The following is a 14,210-nucleotide window of genomic DNA, read 5'->3' as shown; positions in this document are numbered from 1 at the left end:
GGACCGACAAAATTCAACCGGATGGAACACGAGAAAATATACGCAAGAAACAGGAAGGAATGGCGGCGATGGCTCAGTGAAAACCATGCTAATAAACAAGGCGTATGGCTGGTTCAACACAGGAAATCCACCGGCAGACCCACCATCACCTGGAGTGAAGCGGTGGATGAAGCCCTATGCTTCGGCTGGATAGACAGCATCAAAAAGAAACTTGATGAGGAAAGCACCATACAATTTTTCAGCAAACGGAAACCACACAGCACATGGTCGAAAATCAACAAGGACAAAGTCGAGCGACTGAACCACGAGGGGTTAATGGCTCCGGCCGGACTGGCCAGCGTGGAAACGGCGAAAGAAAACGGTTCGTGGGCAATCTTGGACGAAGTTGAGGCATTGCAGGTGCCTGCAGATTTGGCCCAAGCACTTCAGGGCCACCAAGGCGCCGGATCCTACTTCCACAGCCTGAGCAAATCTGCCCGGAAAGCGATCCTGACGTGGATCGTACTAGCGAAACGCCCTGAAACAAGACAAAAACGCATTGCTGAAACCGCGCGGTTGGCCGGTCAAAGCAAAAAGCCTGCCCCCTTCTGAGACTTGTCCGTTTTATACAATACTAAACAACCGATCTTCGGCAACTTTGCTGCGGTAACGCTTAGGTTTGATACGGGAGGCGCGTCTGCACAAACGAAGCCATAAGCAAGAGCCGAGCAATTGCAACACACAATATAAAGTACATGGGAAGCAATTACAGTATTACGGAAAAATTCGGAGAAGAGCTGGCCATATTGCTGGCCGATAAAATTGCAGTCATCGCACCGCTCTTTCCAAGCGAGCTATTTATAACCGACGTAGCGGAGTCAGTAGTGAGAAAGACCTATACACAACGTGTAGAAATCATTGCGGATAAGCTCCATGACCATTTTCCCGGCACATACGAGGAGGCTTTAGCGACGTTCATAAATATACTTGGGCCTCCGAATCCCAATGAAACAGGGATGTTTACCCATTACTACTGGATATTGCCTATCGGCAAATTTGTTGAAAAATACGGCTTGGATCACTTCCAGCTATCGATGGCTGCGATTTCGGAAATTACAAGACGCAATACGGGCGAATACGCCATCCGCCCCTATATTAGAAAGTACCCCGATGCTTCATTGGCCATCATCAGGGGATGGGCGACATCAAGTGATTTTCACCTGCGACGGTTGGCAAGCGAAGGCCTAAGGCCAAAGTTGCCCTGGGCCCCTAAGCTGGACACTTTCAACCACAGTCCCCATCAGGTTTTTGAGGTGCTCGAGTTATTAAAAGGAGACGAAATAACGTTTGTAAAGAAATCAGTGGCCAACCACCTCACGGACTGGCTGAAGGTAAATAAGACCGCCGCTGTTGCGTTGATAAGTGGTTGGTCAGCATCGGATAACCCCCATACACAATGGATCATCCGGCGTGCTACCCGGAAGATACCGTTTGCTGTCCAGTCTTCGTACCGGGTTCAAACGACAGGTTCTTACCCACAATAGCCCCACCCCACAAAGAAAATTCGGCACCGGATTTGGGAGACATCACCGCCTCCTCCCCCGTCCCCAACCGGATCGTGTCCTCCCTGGTCAGCGCCACAAAAACCAGCGCCGGGGGAGCTGGTATGATGAATGTGCTTTCTATATGCAAGTTCAATGGCCTTCCGCGGCCACGTCATTACTCATGGCCAAAAGCTTCGCGCTTTCCGCCAGACGGATGAATTCCGCACGATAGCCTTCGTCATCGGCACCCTTCGCCCCTCTGGCCCGGGCTATCAGCCGGTCGTAATCCGCCTGCTGCTTATACTCCGAATTGCGCAGCAGCATACCCAGCTCCGCGACAGCACTGGCAAAGCGGAAATCCGCGCTGGCCGCCGCCAGCTGTTGCGGCCTGTCGGCTTCAGCCACCTGCTGCATACGGCTTTTGTTCCCATCAGGGTCTTTGTAGCGGAACTTGATGGTCGCCACTTCATCACTGCTGCGCTCCGCCGGCCGCGCTTTCACATTTTGGTATTTCAACGGATCCACGTCGCCCGGAAAACTGCTCTTCACACCCACCGGTACGATTTCGTACAATGCGGTGACGGTGTGCCCTACACCCATGTCGCCGCCCAGCTTCCCGTCATTATTGAAGTCTTCCTTTTCGAGCAAGCGGTTTTCATAGCCTACCAACCGGTATGCCTGCACCTTGGCAGGGTTGAACTCTACTTGTACTTTCACATCCTTAGCCACGGTGAATAGCGTGCCGCCAAACTCGGTGACCATCGCTTTGCGGGCTTCCGTGATGTTATCGATATACGCAAAATTTCCATGGCCCTTGTCGGCCAGCAGTTCCATCTTGCTGTCCTTCAGGTTACCCATTCCAAAACCCAGCACCGACAAGCTCACCCCGCTCTGCCGCTCCCGGGCGATGAGCTGCTCCATATCGCCGTCGCTGGAGGCACCGACATTGAAATCCCGTCGGAGGACAGTATAATGCGGTTGTTGCCCCCCTTAATGAAGTGCTGCCGCGCGAGGCGGTACGCCAGCGCCAGTCCGGCTCCGCCCGCGGTAGGCCCACGGCACCGAGCGCGTCGATCGCATCTTTGATTTTTGTTTTCCGGCTTCCGGAGGTACTTTCCAGCGCTACTCCCGCCGATCCCGCATACGTCACAATGGCTACATGGTCATTGTCGCACAGCTGATCCACCAGCATTTTCATCGATGCCTGTGCCAGTGGCAGGCGGTTTTCACCGGCCATCGAACCCGATACATCGATAAGAAACACCAGATTCGATGCCGGCAGCTTATCGTTGGGCACCGGTTTCGCTTTCAGGCCTACGCGCAGTAAGCAGTGCTGCGGATTCCAGGGCGCAGCCGCCAGCTCTGTGTGGGTGGCTACAGGCTCACCGTTGGCAGGACCCTCCAGGTCATACCGGAAATAATTGACCATTTCCTCGATCCGCACCGCATCGGTTGGCGGCAACTGCCCACTGTTGATAAAACGGCGGAAGTTGCTGTACGAGGCGGCATCCACATCGATTGCAAAGGTCGATAGCGGCTCCTCCAGCGGGTTGAAGAAGCGGTTTTCAGCAAACCTTTTATAAGATTCGGTATGTGCCGGCTTCGGCGGCCAGCCACCCCTGATCATGATGCGTGCCCCGCCGGTCAGCGCCGCGCGCTCCTGCGTACCGTGTCCGACCACCACCACTTCATCCAACGATACCGCTGATGGCACAAGCCGCACATCCAGCTTATCTTGCTTACCTACTTTTAGCCGCTTGGTTTCATAGCCGAAAGCGATCACGGGCAAAGTTATTGACCACGAGACCCAGATACCGCTACAGGGTGTCGTCCTGCAACTGGCGGACAACCACACCACGGTCACTGATTCCAGCGGAGCGTTTACCTTGGAGATCCCTTCCCACACGCTAACGGCATCCTATTTCGGCTATGAGCAACAGCAAGTCCTCATTGCCGGCCTCGACAGCGTCATCATCGCGCTGCAGCCCGCGACGGCCCGGCTAGACGAAATTGTTGTTGTCGGTTATGACAGCAAACGCCCAACCGCCGGTCAGCCCAAACCCGCTAAAGGCTGGCGGGCGTACAACCGGTATCTCAAACGGGGGATCAAGCAGGCCGAGGGTCCCAAAGGGGTGGTCACACTGGCCTTCACCATTGATGACAACGGCACTCCCACCGGCATACGGGTCGTCCGCACAACGGATGCAGCGCTGAGCGAGCAGGCCATCCACCTCGTGCGTGAGGGTCCGAAATGGCAGCCCGGCAAACGCGGCGATCGCCAGGTTGAATAAAAGGTCAAGTTTTAGGGTTTCGCCCGTGCATACTGGATTGGCCAGGCCACGTCATCATCCAGTTCACCGGCAGCCTGCAACGGAAAATAAGGATTCCGCAGCAGTTCCCTGGCCATCATGATCATGTCGGCATCGCCATTGGCCAATATCGTTTCCGCCTGTACCGCGTCGGTGATTAAGCCCACCGCGGAGGTCAATATTCCCGTTTCCCTTTTTATCCGCGAGGCAAAAGGCACTTGGTATCCGTAGCCCACCGTAATCTGTTGGTGGTTGACCAACCCGCCGGTTGATACATCTATCACATCCACCCCCTTTGATTTCAGCAAAGCGGCCAGGCGTACCGATTCATCAATATCCCACCCCGCATCCGCCCAATCAGTCGCCGAAATCCGCACAAAAAGCGGCAGGTCATCCGGCCAGACCGCTTTCACCCGTTCAACGACTTCCAACAGCAACCGGACACGGTTTTCAAAACTTCCGCCATAGTCATCAGTCCGGTGATTACTCAAAGGCGATAGGAACTGATGCAGCAAATAGCCGTGTGCCGCATGGATTTCAGCTACCTGAAACCCCGCATGCAATGCCCTTTCCGTGGCCATGGCAAAGTCAGCAGCGACCTGTTGAATGCCCTCCAGGTCCAGTTCAACCGGCATGGGATAGCCATCCGCATACGGAATCGCTGAGGGGGCAACCGTCGTCCATCCGCCATCTTCAACAGCAATCCCACCCCTGCCCCTCCAGGGCGTGGCCGTGCTGGCCTTCCTGCCCGCGTGCGCGAGCTGTATTCCCGGCACACTTTGCTGGTCCTTGATAAAAGTAGTGATCTGAAGAAGCTTTTCCATGTGCTCGTCCTTCCAAATACCCAAATCCTGCGGCGATATCCGGCCTTCGGGAGACACCGCAGTAGCCTCCGTAATCACCAGGCCGGCTCCGCCCACCGCCCTGCTTCCCAAATGCACCAGGTGCCAGTCATTGGCAAATCCGTCCACCGACGAATACTGGCACATGGGGGATACAATTATCCGGTTTTTTAACCTGACTCCCCGTATGACCATGGGGCTAAATAGTGTTGACATATCTCAGTAGGGTTTAATAGTACAAATATACGGATAAAGCTAGTGTAGCATACTATGCCTGGTTCCCGGGAGAGGATCAGAAAACAACTGCTTTTCTTGCCTCCTTTTCCGGGGGAGAGCTTAAAGTGTTTGAAAGTACTTCCAAGGTGCCATACAGCTCCTGGATGAAACAACCCAAGAATTAAACAGCGATTAACATGAAAACATCACGAGCAGATATTTGAGCCGAGGTATGGCTTTTTATCATCACACTTGCCTATTTTATTATGAATGGAGCACAGCTGTTTGAAACAGCCGTTATTGTACCCAAGTGGACAGCGTCCCCGCCTGAGTCACTTGCCATGTTCCGCGGAGAATACCGTTTGATTTTAAGGCATTTTATATCGTTACACACTCGTGCAAGAGATCACGTTCTTGCTTGCGCTCATTTTCTGCTGGAAAATCGATCCGGTCAGAAATTGGTTGCTTCTCCTACTCGCCCTGCACATCGGCGTTAGCGTCTGGACGCTCGTGTATTTTGCCCCCAACATCATCGATTTTCAAAAGATCGCTGAATCGTGCACGTCTGGCACACCGTTTCCGGTTTATGTGGTGAGGTTAGAAAGCGCTAAGGAACGATAACGCCCCCTCCATTCCGCGTCATAAGTTTCCTTTGGACCTTTCTAACCTGCTTGTGGTTTTGGAGCTAGATGACACGCAAACGGCATTTTTCAATAAAGTGAAAATTTTTCTTGACTCTTACGTAACGTCATAGCCTACCTTTGTTGCCGGTAACAATAATACCGTGTTGCGATGAAGTACTATAGCGTTAAAAAGTTGGCCAAGTTAGCTGGCGTGAGTGTGCGCACACTCCACCACTACGATCAGATTGGATTACTCAAACCAACCGAGCGTACCGCCGCAGGGTACCGCCAGTATGGGGAGGCAGAGCTGCTTCGCCTCCAGCAAATCCTGTTTTACAAAGAACTCGATTTTGAGCTGAAGACCATAGACCGGCTAATTAACCGCCCTGATTTTGACCTTATTGAAGCGCTTGAAGGACAAAAGCGGCTATTGCTGTCACGGCGTAAACGCATAGACCAACTCGTGGCTACACTTGAAAAAACAATGTTTCACTTAAAAAACAAAATGATGATGAATCCAGAAGAATTATACGAAGGCCTGCCCAAAGAGCATGCTGAAGCATGGCGTCAGGAGGCTAAAGAAAGGTGGCCGGAACAGGTGGCACATGGAGAACGCGAGCTGATGAAAATGAGCAAGGCCGACTTCCATGCGCTGCAACGGGACTTTAAGCAAAACATTGAACGTTTGGCCACGATGTCACTACAGGATCCCCAGAGCCCCGATGTCCAGGCGGAAATAGCCAAGCATTATCAGTACATCCTAAAATTCTGGGGTAAGGCAAGCGACGCGGCAGAAGCGTACCGGGGTCTTGGTGATCTGTATGCCAACGATCCTCGGTATACGCAGGTAGACGGGGTATCAGCCGCAACGTTCGGCAGCTTTCTGCAACGCGCCATCCACCATTACGTGGATACGCAGCTGTTGACACGATAGCGCCACAACAATTAATCCACGCCCTTATGCCCGGGCGAGGATTAATTGTTGCCAAAACCGGTAGCTGCTGCCTATCGAAACTTTCCTGGAGGCATATATCATACAAGCTGTTGATGCCGGATAGCATTTCCGATGCCATCATCCAATCGACGCTATGGATTATTCAATCACCAGTTCTGTATCTCCAGATACCAGGCTGATGTGGCAGCAGTCGAAGGTGACCACATAGTCGGCATTGGCCACTTCTCGGCTCCCGATATATCCCCGGAAATTCAGCTTGATATCGGTATGGCGCGGCAACCGTTTGGCGTGCGAATCGTCGGCGACAAGGTACACCCCCTGTTGCCTAAATAGGCTCCAGCTTTCGTTGTCATATTCCCGGGTTAAATCTTCATTGCCCGGTAACCGAGTTACTTTGATGCTATCCAATGCTACCGGATTCGCTCCCGTGTCGGTCACGTTTACGCTGACCGACATAAACACCTCGGTACAAGCCACCGATCGACAATCCCCCTTTGATTCGGCATGATCACATGATAGTGCCGCTATGAACGCTAACAGTGTATAAGCTATGCTTTTCATTAACCATACATTTCATCAAGAGACGAACTCCGGCCTTCGTTCGCTACAGTTTGAGGCTTCTGATTGAATTAGCGACAGCCTAAATCCGCATCGCAATGCGTAAACAAATCCCCCGACCCCGGGGTTTACTACAATGCATATCAGGAAACAGGGAGCTTTAAGCACAAATATTATGCTTATCATATTTGCCAGCAGGACAGGAAATGTCAGGCGCTTTGTAAACAAAGCTGCCGAGCGTTCCGTGCTGCGACTTCGTACCTGCGAACTCCCGAACATCATTCCCTTCCAGAAAGCTCACCTGGTTACCTATACCGATCCATCTGGGACGATACCCCCTATGGTGGTCAGTTTTCTTAACCAAAATCACCATAAAATACTTTCCGTTTCAGGGAGCGGCAACCGCAACTGGGGTCGCGATTTCGCGGCTGCGGTAGACAGGATATACCAACAATACGGCATACCCATAAACCTCAAATTCGAACTATCCGGAACTCCCGGTGAAGTACAAAACTTCATTGATTACATCAATAACAAACCCGAAACCATGGAAACAAACTTGCAAATCATCAAATTCCAGACCGATAGCTGCGCGACCTGCGCAACAGTAGCTCGTGCATTAGATACTTACGGCATTTCTTACCGGGACGTCAATCCGTTCGACCATCCCGACATGGCCACGCAGTATCGCGTTAAATCAGTGCCCACCGTCGTGGTCACTGAAGGGAAAAGTGAAATCCTCCGAATGGTAGGATACAAACCCGAAATCATCGAACAGATAAGCCACTTATATGGCTTTGGTGGCGATAGGCAAGCTCAGACAGCTGATATATGACTTAGCTGGATCGTGGTCACAACAGATCAACCGAAAACACCGATTTGGGTATGAGGTATACCATCAATACCGGATAATATGCGGAATAAATCGGCTTTTATCTGTTGTGATGGGCATATCCGACTCGCGGAAGGATATCCCGCAGGATTCCTGACCGATAATCCAACTGCCGATGATGGAAAAGCCGGTCTCTTCCCGATGCAATGTGGCCAATTCTTGGTAAATGTAACCTTCTTCTCCGTATTCGCCTTCGGTATGGTAGATCATCTGCCTGTCGTAATACATGGCGATATTTGCACCTTCGCGGGCCAGGATTGGCTTTTTAACAAAATGCTTCAAGTGATCCGGTCCGTTGAAATAGGAAGCCAACAAGTGTGGATGATTCGGAAACAATTCCCAAAGTATGGGCAGTATAGCTTTGTTGGACAACAACATCTTCCACGATGGCTCAATCCACTGAGCTTGATTGGGGTCGTTCACGATATGCATGCCAAACTCTTCACGCGTCAACCATTCCCAAGGGTATAATTTAAAAATTGATCGGATGGGTATGTCTTCCAGATCTACAAAACCATTGCCGGCCCAACCGATATCGTCAATGTAGATGAGCTTGGTCTGGATGCCCGCCTGAAGTGCAGTATCCCGGAGGTACTCGACATTGGTGAGATCCTCAAGGGTCTCCTTGGCGCAGGAAAAATGCAATGTATTTCCTTTTAAGTAAGGTTTTAAGGCTGCCCAGCTTTGGATCAATTGTTCGTGAATACCATTGAACTGGTCAGTGAGTTTTGGAAAATAATGATTCTTCCAATGCCATTGTACAATGCCGGTTTCGAAGAGGGAGGTCGGCGTATCAGCATTAAACTCCAGCATCTTCAACGCTCGGCGGTCCGCATCATAGGCGAAATCGAATCGCCCATATATCGCGGGGTCATCCTGCTCCCAGCTGCGCTCGATATGCGGAATCATGAACGGTGGTATGTGGAAATACGCATACCGCCTATTTTTAATGATATACTCAACGGCATCCAGGCACAGTTGCCACAGCTCATTGGTCGCCTTGTAAATCAGGTTTGCCTCGCGATTGCTTATCTCGTAATAGTAATCGTCGATCCAGTATGGGATGCCATCAGTAGTATGATATCCGTACCCGATGGACTCCAAACGGGACTGCCATTGGGGATCGATACGTAGTTTTTTTATCCGCATCAGGAACCGTAAGACGACCGAGGTGCCGAAGCTGCGGTGCGGCCGAAGCCGCCCCGCTGTGCTTGGTAGGCTGCGGCCTTTCCGGCATTGGTACCGGTCACAGACTGCGGGTGCAAACTGTTGTTGGCATAACCAAAGCCACCACCAAGGTGCCGAAAGGCCATATACCAGAGGAAGGCGTTGCCCATTCCCATTCCCGAGCGCTCCTGGGCGTAGTTGTCGGTAACTTCAGTATAGGCCGCCGTTGAGTCTGCACGCATAAATACACGCTGCCCGCCTTTGGCGTTTTGTGACGCATTGTGCTGAGCACAGGAAGCCAATACAGAGGTGATCAATACCAATTGGATGCTTTTTGCTGTTGCTTTTCTCATTATTGTATCGTTACATAGATCGGCACCTCGCTCAAGGTGGCCGATGAATCAGCACTATCCCAGGTGTTGGGCATCACGGCTGTCTTGATGGTATCACTTTTAGAAGCAATCTGTTCGCCATTGTACCAGATATGCTGGGTGGTGATGTGCCATACAGAATCACCCTTGGTCACGGTTTTTAAAGCCACTTCGCGGGCCAGTTTTTTATCAAGCTGTGTCAATGCTTGCTCACGTTGCCCAGTCTGGCAGGAGGCGATGGTGATAAAACCGATTATTGCTAATAAAAATTTCATATGCTGCTTGCCATGCAAAATTAAACAAAATGACTTGCATTCACGAATACCCGGCCGCAAAGACAATGATTGTTCCATTCGGCAAATCATATCGTTCGGTCCATGCTGAGGCGTCAACAGAACTCGGCTGGGTTGTAGCACAAAAGGCGTACTTGCAAGACGATTTGGACAACATGCTCAGTGGCGACAGCTACTGCGCGTAGCCAGCGGCACAACGCGATATGAGTTCCGCCAATACTTGCCTCTCTTTTTTAGAACGGGTCAGTTGAATGGCCTGTTCATAGTGTGCTATCGCTTTTTTGGTATCGGATTCCGAGTAGAGATAGCCAAGCAGCCCATGGTAATGACCGTTACCCGTCAACTCCAACTTTTCAGCTTCGACGACTGCCTTTTTTCGTCCGTAAACCTTTGCAAAAGCAAATACTCTATTTAATGCTACTATCGGGGTATAATCGATAACGATAAGTTGATTATACAATTGCAGGATATGCTGCCATTTTGCGTCTGACGTGACCGTGTGCCAATAAGCAATACCGGCTTCCAAATGGTATGCCGAAATTTCGTCGCCGCTCGTGGCATTGATCAGGTACCAATTCCCCCGTTGGATAAGGGACTTATCCCATTTTTCTCTATCCTGTTCATCAAACAGAACGATTTCGCCGTTATCACCGGCTCTCGCCTCCAGCCGTGAGCTCTGATAGCACATCAACGCCAATAAAGCATTTACCTGCGGAGTGTCTGTCAACGCATTATCAGTCAGCACCATACCGAGCCTTATTGCTTCAGAACAAAGTTCTTTTCTCACGTGTTGATCGCTAGTTTTGGAAAAATAACCCTCGTTAAACACCAAGTACAGTGTTTTTAAAACGGTGCTCAACCTGGATACAATTGCTGCTTCGCTCAACGATCTAATCTGGAACTTGTCGTTACGAAGGTTAGTTCTAGCCCGTTGCAACCGCTTTTTTATCGTTTCGGCTTTCGTCAAAAATGCGTTGGCAATTTCTTCGACACTGAAGCCGCAAAGGATCTGGAGCGCCAAACAGATTTGACTCTTACTTGAATTTGCAGGATTACAAACCGCAAAAATCATAGCCAATTGGCTATCTGCAATGAGCTGGTCATTGTATTCAAATTCAAACTCGTAGTGAATGTTTTTCTTTTCTGGGTTGTTCTTGACTTTGGTTTCAAAAACCGATAGTTTTTTAAAATAGTCTTTAGCCTTGTTTTTGGCAACCGTATATAACCAGGCTATCGGATTCCCGGGTGTGCCGTGGATAGCCCAATGTTCAGACGCTTTTAAAAACGTGTCGCTGGCAATGTCTTCGGCGATCTCCACATGCTTCAAACCAAAATGACGGCATAAGACAGCCGTCATTTTCGCATGCTCCTGCCGAAACAAGTGAGGCAGAATTTCGGTATGTGATCCTGGATTATTCAATGTCAGTCACGCTTTAATACCTCCCGGACCTCAATGTTACCGCCGATCTTAAAAATCGGATTTCCTTTTGCAATGGCTACCGCTTCGTCAATTGTCTCAGCCCTCACCACGATGTAGCCACTGATGAATTCTTTGATTTCGGTATAAGGTCCATCTGTCACCACACTGTCGGCGTTAACGAGTTTGGCACTTCCTGCACCAGGCAGCAGTGTATTGCCTTTATCCGCCAGCCTGTTCTGCGCAGCGATGCTTGCTAACCAATTCATCCGTTCCTGCATTTGTTCGGGCGACGGCTGGAAGTCAGCCATGTCCTTTAGTCTGAAAATTAACGCAAATTCTTTCATTGTTAAAAAATTTTAATGTTCTTGCTTATGACGATTGATATTCCCACATGGGGACAACGTTCATATTTTTATCTTCGTCTTCACGAGAGATTGCTCAAAAAATCCATATACAGGGGTACACTTCGTTCTATCCACTCCTTTCCACTGTTCAGCTCGATTCCATAGTATGCAAAAAGCGGTCTGTAATCGGCTTTCACATATTCAAAAGTCAATTCAAAGGGTCGGGTCAGTTCAGCCAATGTGTATTTATACTTAGCCGTCGAACGATATACCGCTTCGTCTATTCCAACCGATATTGCTAATGCGATTTTTTTTCCTGCCATCTTGTATCCACTTTTGCTGCCGTAAGCCCATCCATAAGTAAGCACCTCATCTAGCCATTGTTTAAAACGCGGTGGGCAATTGAACCAGTAGTAAGGAAACTGGAACACAATTCTTCCATACCGCTCAATCAGTTTCTGCTCTGCCAACACATCTATATTTCCGTCCGGATAGATCTGGTCCAAGTGACGGACTTCATATTTATTAGGATACTTGCTTAGCTCCGTCATCCATCTTTTATTGACGATCGAATTCGTGATATCGGGGTGGATAACCATGATCAATGTCTCCATATATCGTTTAAAATTCATGTATGCAAAAATAACCGTCAAAGAACCACTGCGCTATACTCCACTCAACGACCATAGGAAGGGATAATGTAGTAATTGGGCCGTCAGTCTTGACTATGCTCGGCATAGGCGCGATGACTATCGTTAGCCTATGCCGAGCATAGTCAAGACCCGATATCAGCATTAGCCAATCAATTAACCCGTAGCCCACCCGTACACCCCCAAGCGAGGATAGTTTTCTTCGCTGCTGCCCCCACCCGCTATCTCTTGAAAACGAAGCAAGGCGTTGCTGGCGACGCCAAAATGGATACCGACTTCCGTCTTGGACTGGGCGTACGAAATGACTTGGCAAAAAGATAGTACAAAAGTTAATACTACAATACAAAGTATGTACAGGATGGCTGGCCTTTTCATCGTTGGATAGTTTTTGTGTAAAACGAGGCACGACCGTGTAGGTTATATCAGCGGCTCCATGGTAAGCAATCGGTAGTCGACAGATATACGATAAGGCACACAAAACCCAGTAGTACCCTATAGGTGCTTAGGTAGCGCTTTACATGTGCATACCTCATGCATATGCCGTACATCAGCACAGCAGATCAGGGCATGCTGCATTACCTGAGCGATGTCATCATAGTTTTCATGGTATTTATCAAATGAAAGAAGCATAATACTTTGGCGGCAGGTGGGCTCAAACTGGCGATCCGCGAATTTAATTAGCATGGCACTCAGTTTCGTTTGAGCTTAGGTTGGAACACATCGCGATAAGCCACATCCAGCGCATCGAGCATCAGTTCACGGGGTATCTTATCCAACTCGAATGTGGTCCATCCCTGTAGCCCCCATTTGTTGGGTACCGGATAAACTTCCGCTTTGCCGAATGTACAGAAAACAGGCTGGTCGGCAGCTGGCAGTTTTAAGTTTGCTGTCCTGCATTTCTCGTGCAGCGTAGCGAAAATTTTCTTGTTTTTCACCTTGAATGCCGCCCGGTCAAAATGTGGAGCCTCTATGGCGCCGGGAAAAGACAACGCCAATTCCCTGAAAGTTTCTGTTGTCATTCTTACCTAACCTTTGGTGAGCAGTACAAATATAATCAAAAGAAACTTGGTTTGTCATCCAAAATAGATATCATACTTCCCCCATATAATCAGAGCAGGAGGTTAGTAAGTGCGGAAATATTCTTGAAATACAGGAAACATATGCACTACCGTCTTGAATGATTATCCGCTCTATCTTTTCGGGATGGTTGACACAGAGGCGTAAACGCACAACGGAGCCGTAGTCATGAAGATAGACAGTAAATGTCTTGAAGCCTAACGTATCAGTGAACTTATTTATATAAGTCGCTATGTTCCCGAAGTAACATTATTGATGCACCGGGAAGGTCTCCATGCAGAAGTAACAGGATGAGTTTTTCCTGTCTCCAGCCTCTCGGTAAAAGATATTGATGCCTTCAATGTTAACTATCTTATTTAAAATTTGCCTTGCCATATTGGTGTTTTTTGTTTTGTAGTTTGCTCATTGGCGCATTATGTTTCAGGAGCTTCTTATTATTGCTCCTGATCAATCTCCCATTTTCGAAATGCTACGATTCTCTTAATTAAGTCTAACGGCAATTCATCCTTATTTGGAAGCTGGATGGCGGATTTCGTGACAGTCAGCCCTTTCAGTTCGGATGCAAATTTCTTTCGAAAGGCTTCGCTCCACGGACTTGAAAGCGAGATGTGTTTGGTGTAGGCCGAGTAGTAAATCAAATACTTTTTCCCGATTTTAAAAGCCGGAATTTGATAGCTGATTACTTCTTTAGCCTCGGGAGCAACTCCCTTGACCACCTTACGGATCTGTTGCATCTTTTCCCGGACATCGTGGGAAAAGATTCCGTGGTACTCGGCGATTGTCTTGAAGTCTTTTTGCCATTGTAAGAAATCCAAAGCGACAATAAACTGCCGTTAATGAAAAAATTAACTTTGGCTACTAATTTACGCAGCGCCCGGCGGTTGTACAGGGGCATAAACCGACATGTTTAGGGGGCGCATGCGACAAATTGCTGTGTCAAACCAATCCACGTAACAAAATCTATGCAAGG

Annotated in this window: 19 protein-coding genes; 6 read left to right on the top strand and 13 right to left on the bottom strand. The window is 49.3% G+C overall.

Translation table 11 applies throughout. The annotated features are described in order from the left end of the window. The first annotated feature begins 21 nt into the window (after positions 1-21). Entirely contained in the window at positions 22-591 is a 570-nt protein-coding gene (locus ACFOET_RS17035) for a YdeI/OmpD-associated family protein (protein WP_379024862.1), read from the top strand. A gap of 143 nt (positions 592-734) precedes the next feature. Continuing rightward, a complete protein-coding gene (locus ACFOET_RS17030; RefSeq protein WP_379024860.1) occupies positions 735-1,523 on the top strand; it encodes a 3-methyladenine DNA glycosylase in 789 nt (262 codons plus the stop codon). A 150-nt stretch (positions 1,524-1,673) separates the two neighbouring features. Here the strand turns inward: ACFOET_RS17030 and ACFOET_RS17025 are convergent, their stop codons facing one another. Next, positions 1,674-2,444, bottom strand: a complete 771-nt coding sequence (locus tag ACFOET_RS17025) for a YfbK domain-containing protein (RefSeq protein ID WP_379024858.1) — start codon at positions 2,442-2,444, stop codon at positions 1,674-1,676. Further along, complete coding sequence (locus ACFOET_RS17020) at positions 2,374-3,429, bottom strand: VWA domain-containing protein (protein WP_379024856.1); 1,056 nt, start codon at positions 3,427-3,429, stop codon at positions 2,374-2,376. The genes ACFOET_RS17025 and ACFOET_RS17020 overlap by 71 nt, the downstream gene beginning before the upstream one ends. Here ACFOET_RS17020 and ACFOET_RS17015 point away from each other — a divergent pair. Next, positions 3,317-3,814 (top strand): energy transducer TonB, encoded by a 498-nt coding sequence (locus ACFOET_RS17015; RefSeq protein ID WP_379025136.1) that lies wholly within the window; start codon positions 3,317-3,319, stop codon positions 3,812-3,814. The genes ACFOET_RS17020 and ACFOET_RS17015 overlap by 113 nt on opposite strands. 11 nt (positions 3,815-3,825) lie before the next feature. Here the strand turns inward: ACFOET_RS17015 and ACFOET_RS17010 are convergent, their stop codons facing one another. Then, entirely contained in the window at positions 3,826-4,890 is a 1,065-nt protein-coding gene (locus ACFOET_RS17010; protein ID WP_379024854.1) for an NADH:flavin oxidoreductase/NADH oxidase, read from the bottom strand. Positions 4,891-5,286: 396 nt separating this feature from the next. Here ACFOET_RS17010 and ACFOET_RS17005 point away from each other — a divergent pair, with 396 nt between their 5' ends. Both ACFOET_RS17005 and ACFOET_RS17000 read left to right on the top strand, forming a co-directional pair. Further along, positions 5,287-5,511, top strand: a complete 225-nt coding sequence (locus ACFOET_RS17005; RefSeq protein WP_379024852.1) for a hypothetical protein — start codon at positions 5,287-5,289, stop codon at positions 5,509-5,511. A gap of 171 nt (positions 5,512-5,682) precedes the next feature. Next, entirely contained in the window at positions 5,683-6,447 is a 765-nt protein-coding gene (locus ACFOET_RS17000) for a MerR family transcriptional regulator (protein ID WP_379024850.1), read from the top strand. A gap of 159 nt (positions 6,448-6,606) precedes the next feature. Here the strand turns inward: ACFOET_RS17000 and ACFOET_RS16995 are convergent, their stop codons facing one another. After that, entirely contained in the window at positions 6,607-7,029 is a 423-nt protein-coding gene (locus tag ACFOET_RS16995) for a hypothetical protein (RefSeq protein WP_379024848.1), read from the bottom strand. A gap of 172 nt (positions 7,030-7,201) precedes the next feature. Here ACFOET_RS16995 and nrdI point away from each other — a divergent pair, with 172 nt between their 5' ends. Next, a complete protein-coding gene (gene nrdI, locus ACFOET_RS16990; protein ID WP_379024846.1) occupies positions 7,202-7,861 on the top strand; it encodes a class Ib ribonucleoside-diphosphate reductase assembly flavoprotein NrdI in 660 nt (219 codons plus the stop codon). Between the two features lie 63 nt (positions 7,862-7,924). Here nrdI and ACFOET_RS16985 read toward each other — a convergent pair whose 3' ends face one another. The 9 genes from ACFOET_RS16985 to ACFOET_RS16945 form a co-directional block, all read right to left on the bottom strand. Next, positions 7,925-9,067 (bottom strand): glutathionylspermidine synthase family protein, encoded by a 1,143-nt coding sequence (locus tag ACFOET_RS16985; RefSeq protein ID WP_379024844.1) that lies wholly within the window; start codon positions 9,065-9,067, stop codon positions 7,925-7,927. Then, positions 9,067-9,438 (bottom strand): hypothetical protein, encoded by a 372-nt coding sequence (locus ACFOET_RS16980; RefSeq protein WP_379024842.1) that lies wholly within the window; start codon positions 9,436-9,438, stop codon positions 9,067-9,069. Before ACFOET_RS16980 ends, ACFOET_RS16985 begins: the two co-directional genes overlap by 1 nt. Continuing rightward, positions 9,438-9,809 carry a hypothetical protein gene (locus tag ACFOET_RS16975; RefSeq protein ID WP_379024840.1) on the bottom strand — a complete coding sequence of 124 codons (372 nt, stop codon included), beginning with the start codon at positions 9,807-9,809 and terminating at the stop codon, positions 9,438-9,440. The genes ACFOET_RS16980 and ACFOET_RS16975 overlap by 1 nt, the downstream gene beginning before the upstream one ends. 112 nt (positions 9,810-9,921) lie before the next feature. Beyond that, positions 9,922-11,169, bottom strand: coding sequence for an RNA polymerase sigma factor (locus tag ACFOET_RS16970; RefSeq protein WP_379024838.1), 1,248 nt, complete (start codon positions 11,167-11,169; stop codon positions 9,922-9,924). Between the two features lie 2 nt (positions 11,170-11,171). After that, positions 11,172-11,513, bottom strand: coding sequence for a YciI family protein (locus ACFOET_RS16965; protein WP_379024836.1), 342 nt, complete (start codon positions 11,511-11,513; stop codon positions 11,172-11,174). 80 nt (positions 11,514-11,593) lie between these two features. Continuing rightward, positions 11,594-12,127 carry an NAD(P)H-dependent oxidoreductase gene (locus tag ACFOET_RS16960; protein WP_379024834.1) on the bottom strand — a complete coding sequence of 178 codons (534 nt, stop codon included), beginning with the start codon at positions 12,125-12,127 and terminating at the stop codon, positions 11,594-11,596. A 192-nt stretch (positions 12,128-12,319) separates the two neighbouring features. Then, positions 12,320-12,538: a hypothetical protein gene (locus tag ACFOET_RS16955; protein WP_379024832.1), complete on the bottom strand. Its 219-nt coding sequence runs from the start codon at positions 12,536-12,538 to the stop codon at positions 12,320-12,322. A gap of 314 nt (positions 12,539-12,852) precedes the next feature. Next, entirely contained in the window at positions 12,853-13,182 is a 330-nt protein-coding gene (locus ACFOET_RS16950) for an MmcQ/YjbR family DNA-binding protein (RefSeq protein ID WP_379024830.1), read from the bottom strand. 492 nt (positions 13,183-13,674) lie between these two features. Continuing rightward, the gene (locus ACFOET_RS16945) at positions 13,675-14,055 is read right to left on the bottom strand and encodes an iron chaperone (RefSeq protein WP_379024828.1); all 381 of its coding nucleotides are present in this window, start codon (positions 14,053-14,055) and stop codon (positions 13,675-13,677) included. Between the last annotated feature and the right edge of the window lie 155 nt (positions 14,056-14,210).

The organism is Parapedobacter deserti (assembly GCF_042646065.1).
GTDB lineage: Bacteria > Bacteroidota > Bacteroidia > Sphingobacteriales > Sphingobacteriaceae > Parapedobacter > Parapedobacter deserti.
This window is presented reverse-complemented; position numbering and strand designations above follow the sequence as displayed.

What these genes read in the sequence shown, in the direction of transcription:
- ACFOET_RS17030 (WP_379024860.1), top strand. Translation starts at nt 735, where the DNA reads ATGGGAAGCAATTACAGTATTACGGAAAAATTCGGAGAAGAGCTGGCC.
- nrdI (WP_379024846.1), top strand. Translation starts at nt 7,202, where the DNA reads ATGCTTATCATATTTGCCAGCAGGACAGGAAATGTCAGGCGCTTTGTA.
- ACFOET_RS16975 (WP_379024840.1), bottom strand. Translation starts at nt 9,809, where the DNA reads ATGGAACAATCATTGTCTTTGCGGCCGGGTATTCGTGAATGCAAGTCA.
- ACFOET_RS16995 (WP_379024848.1), bottom strand. Translation starts at nt 7,029, where the DNA reads ATGAAAAGCATAGCTTATACACTGTTAGCGTTCATAGCGGCACTATCA.
- ACFOET_RS16950 (WP_379024830.1), bottom strand. Translation starts at nt 13,182, where the DNA reads ATGACAACAGAAACTTTCAGGGAATTGGCGTTGTCTTTTCCCGGCGCC.
- ACFOET_RS16955 (WP_379024832.1), bottom strand. Translation starts at nt 12,538, where the DNA reads ATGAAAAGGCCAGCCATCCTGTACATACTTTGTATTGTAGTATTAACT.
- ACFOET_RS16965 (WP_379024836.1), bottom strand. Translation starts at nt 11,513, where the DNA reads ATGAAAGAATTTGCGTTAATTTTCAGACTAAAGGACATGGCTGACTTC.
- ACFOET_RS16980 (WP_379024842.1), bottom strand. Translation starts at nt 9,438, where the DNA reads ATGAGAAAAGCAACAGCAAAAAGCATCCAATTGGTATTGATCACCTCT.
- ACFOET_RS17035 (WP_379024862.1), top strand. Translation starts at nt 22, where the DNA reads ATGGAACACGAGAAAATATACGCAAGAAACAGGAAGGAATGGCGGCGA.
- ACFOET_RS17010 (WP_379024854.1), bottom strand. Translation starts at nt 4,890, where the DNA reads ATGTCAACACTATTTAGCCCCATGGTCATACGGGGAGTCAGGTTAAAA.
- ACFOET_RS16960 (WP_379024834.1), bottom strand. Translation starts at nt 12,127, where the DNA reads ATGGAGACATTGATCATGGTTATCCACCCCGATATCACGAATTCGATC.
- ACFOET_RS17025 (WP_379024858.1), bottom strand. Translation starts at nt 2,444, where the DNA reads ATGGAGCAGCTCATCGCCCGGGAGCGGCAGAGCGGGGTGAGCTTGTCG.
- ACFOET_RS17000 (WP_379024850.1), top strand. Translation starts at nt 5,683, where the DNA reads ATGAAGTACTATAGCGTTAAAAAGTTGGCCAAGTTAGCTGGCGTGAGT.
- ACFOET_RS16985 (WP_379024844.1), bottom strand. Translation starts at nt 9,067, where the DNA reads ATGCGGATAAAAAAACTACGTATCGATCCCCAATGGCAGTCCCGTTTG.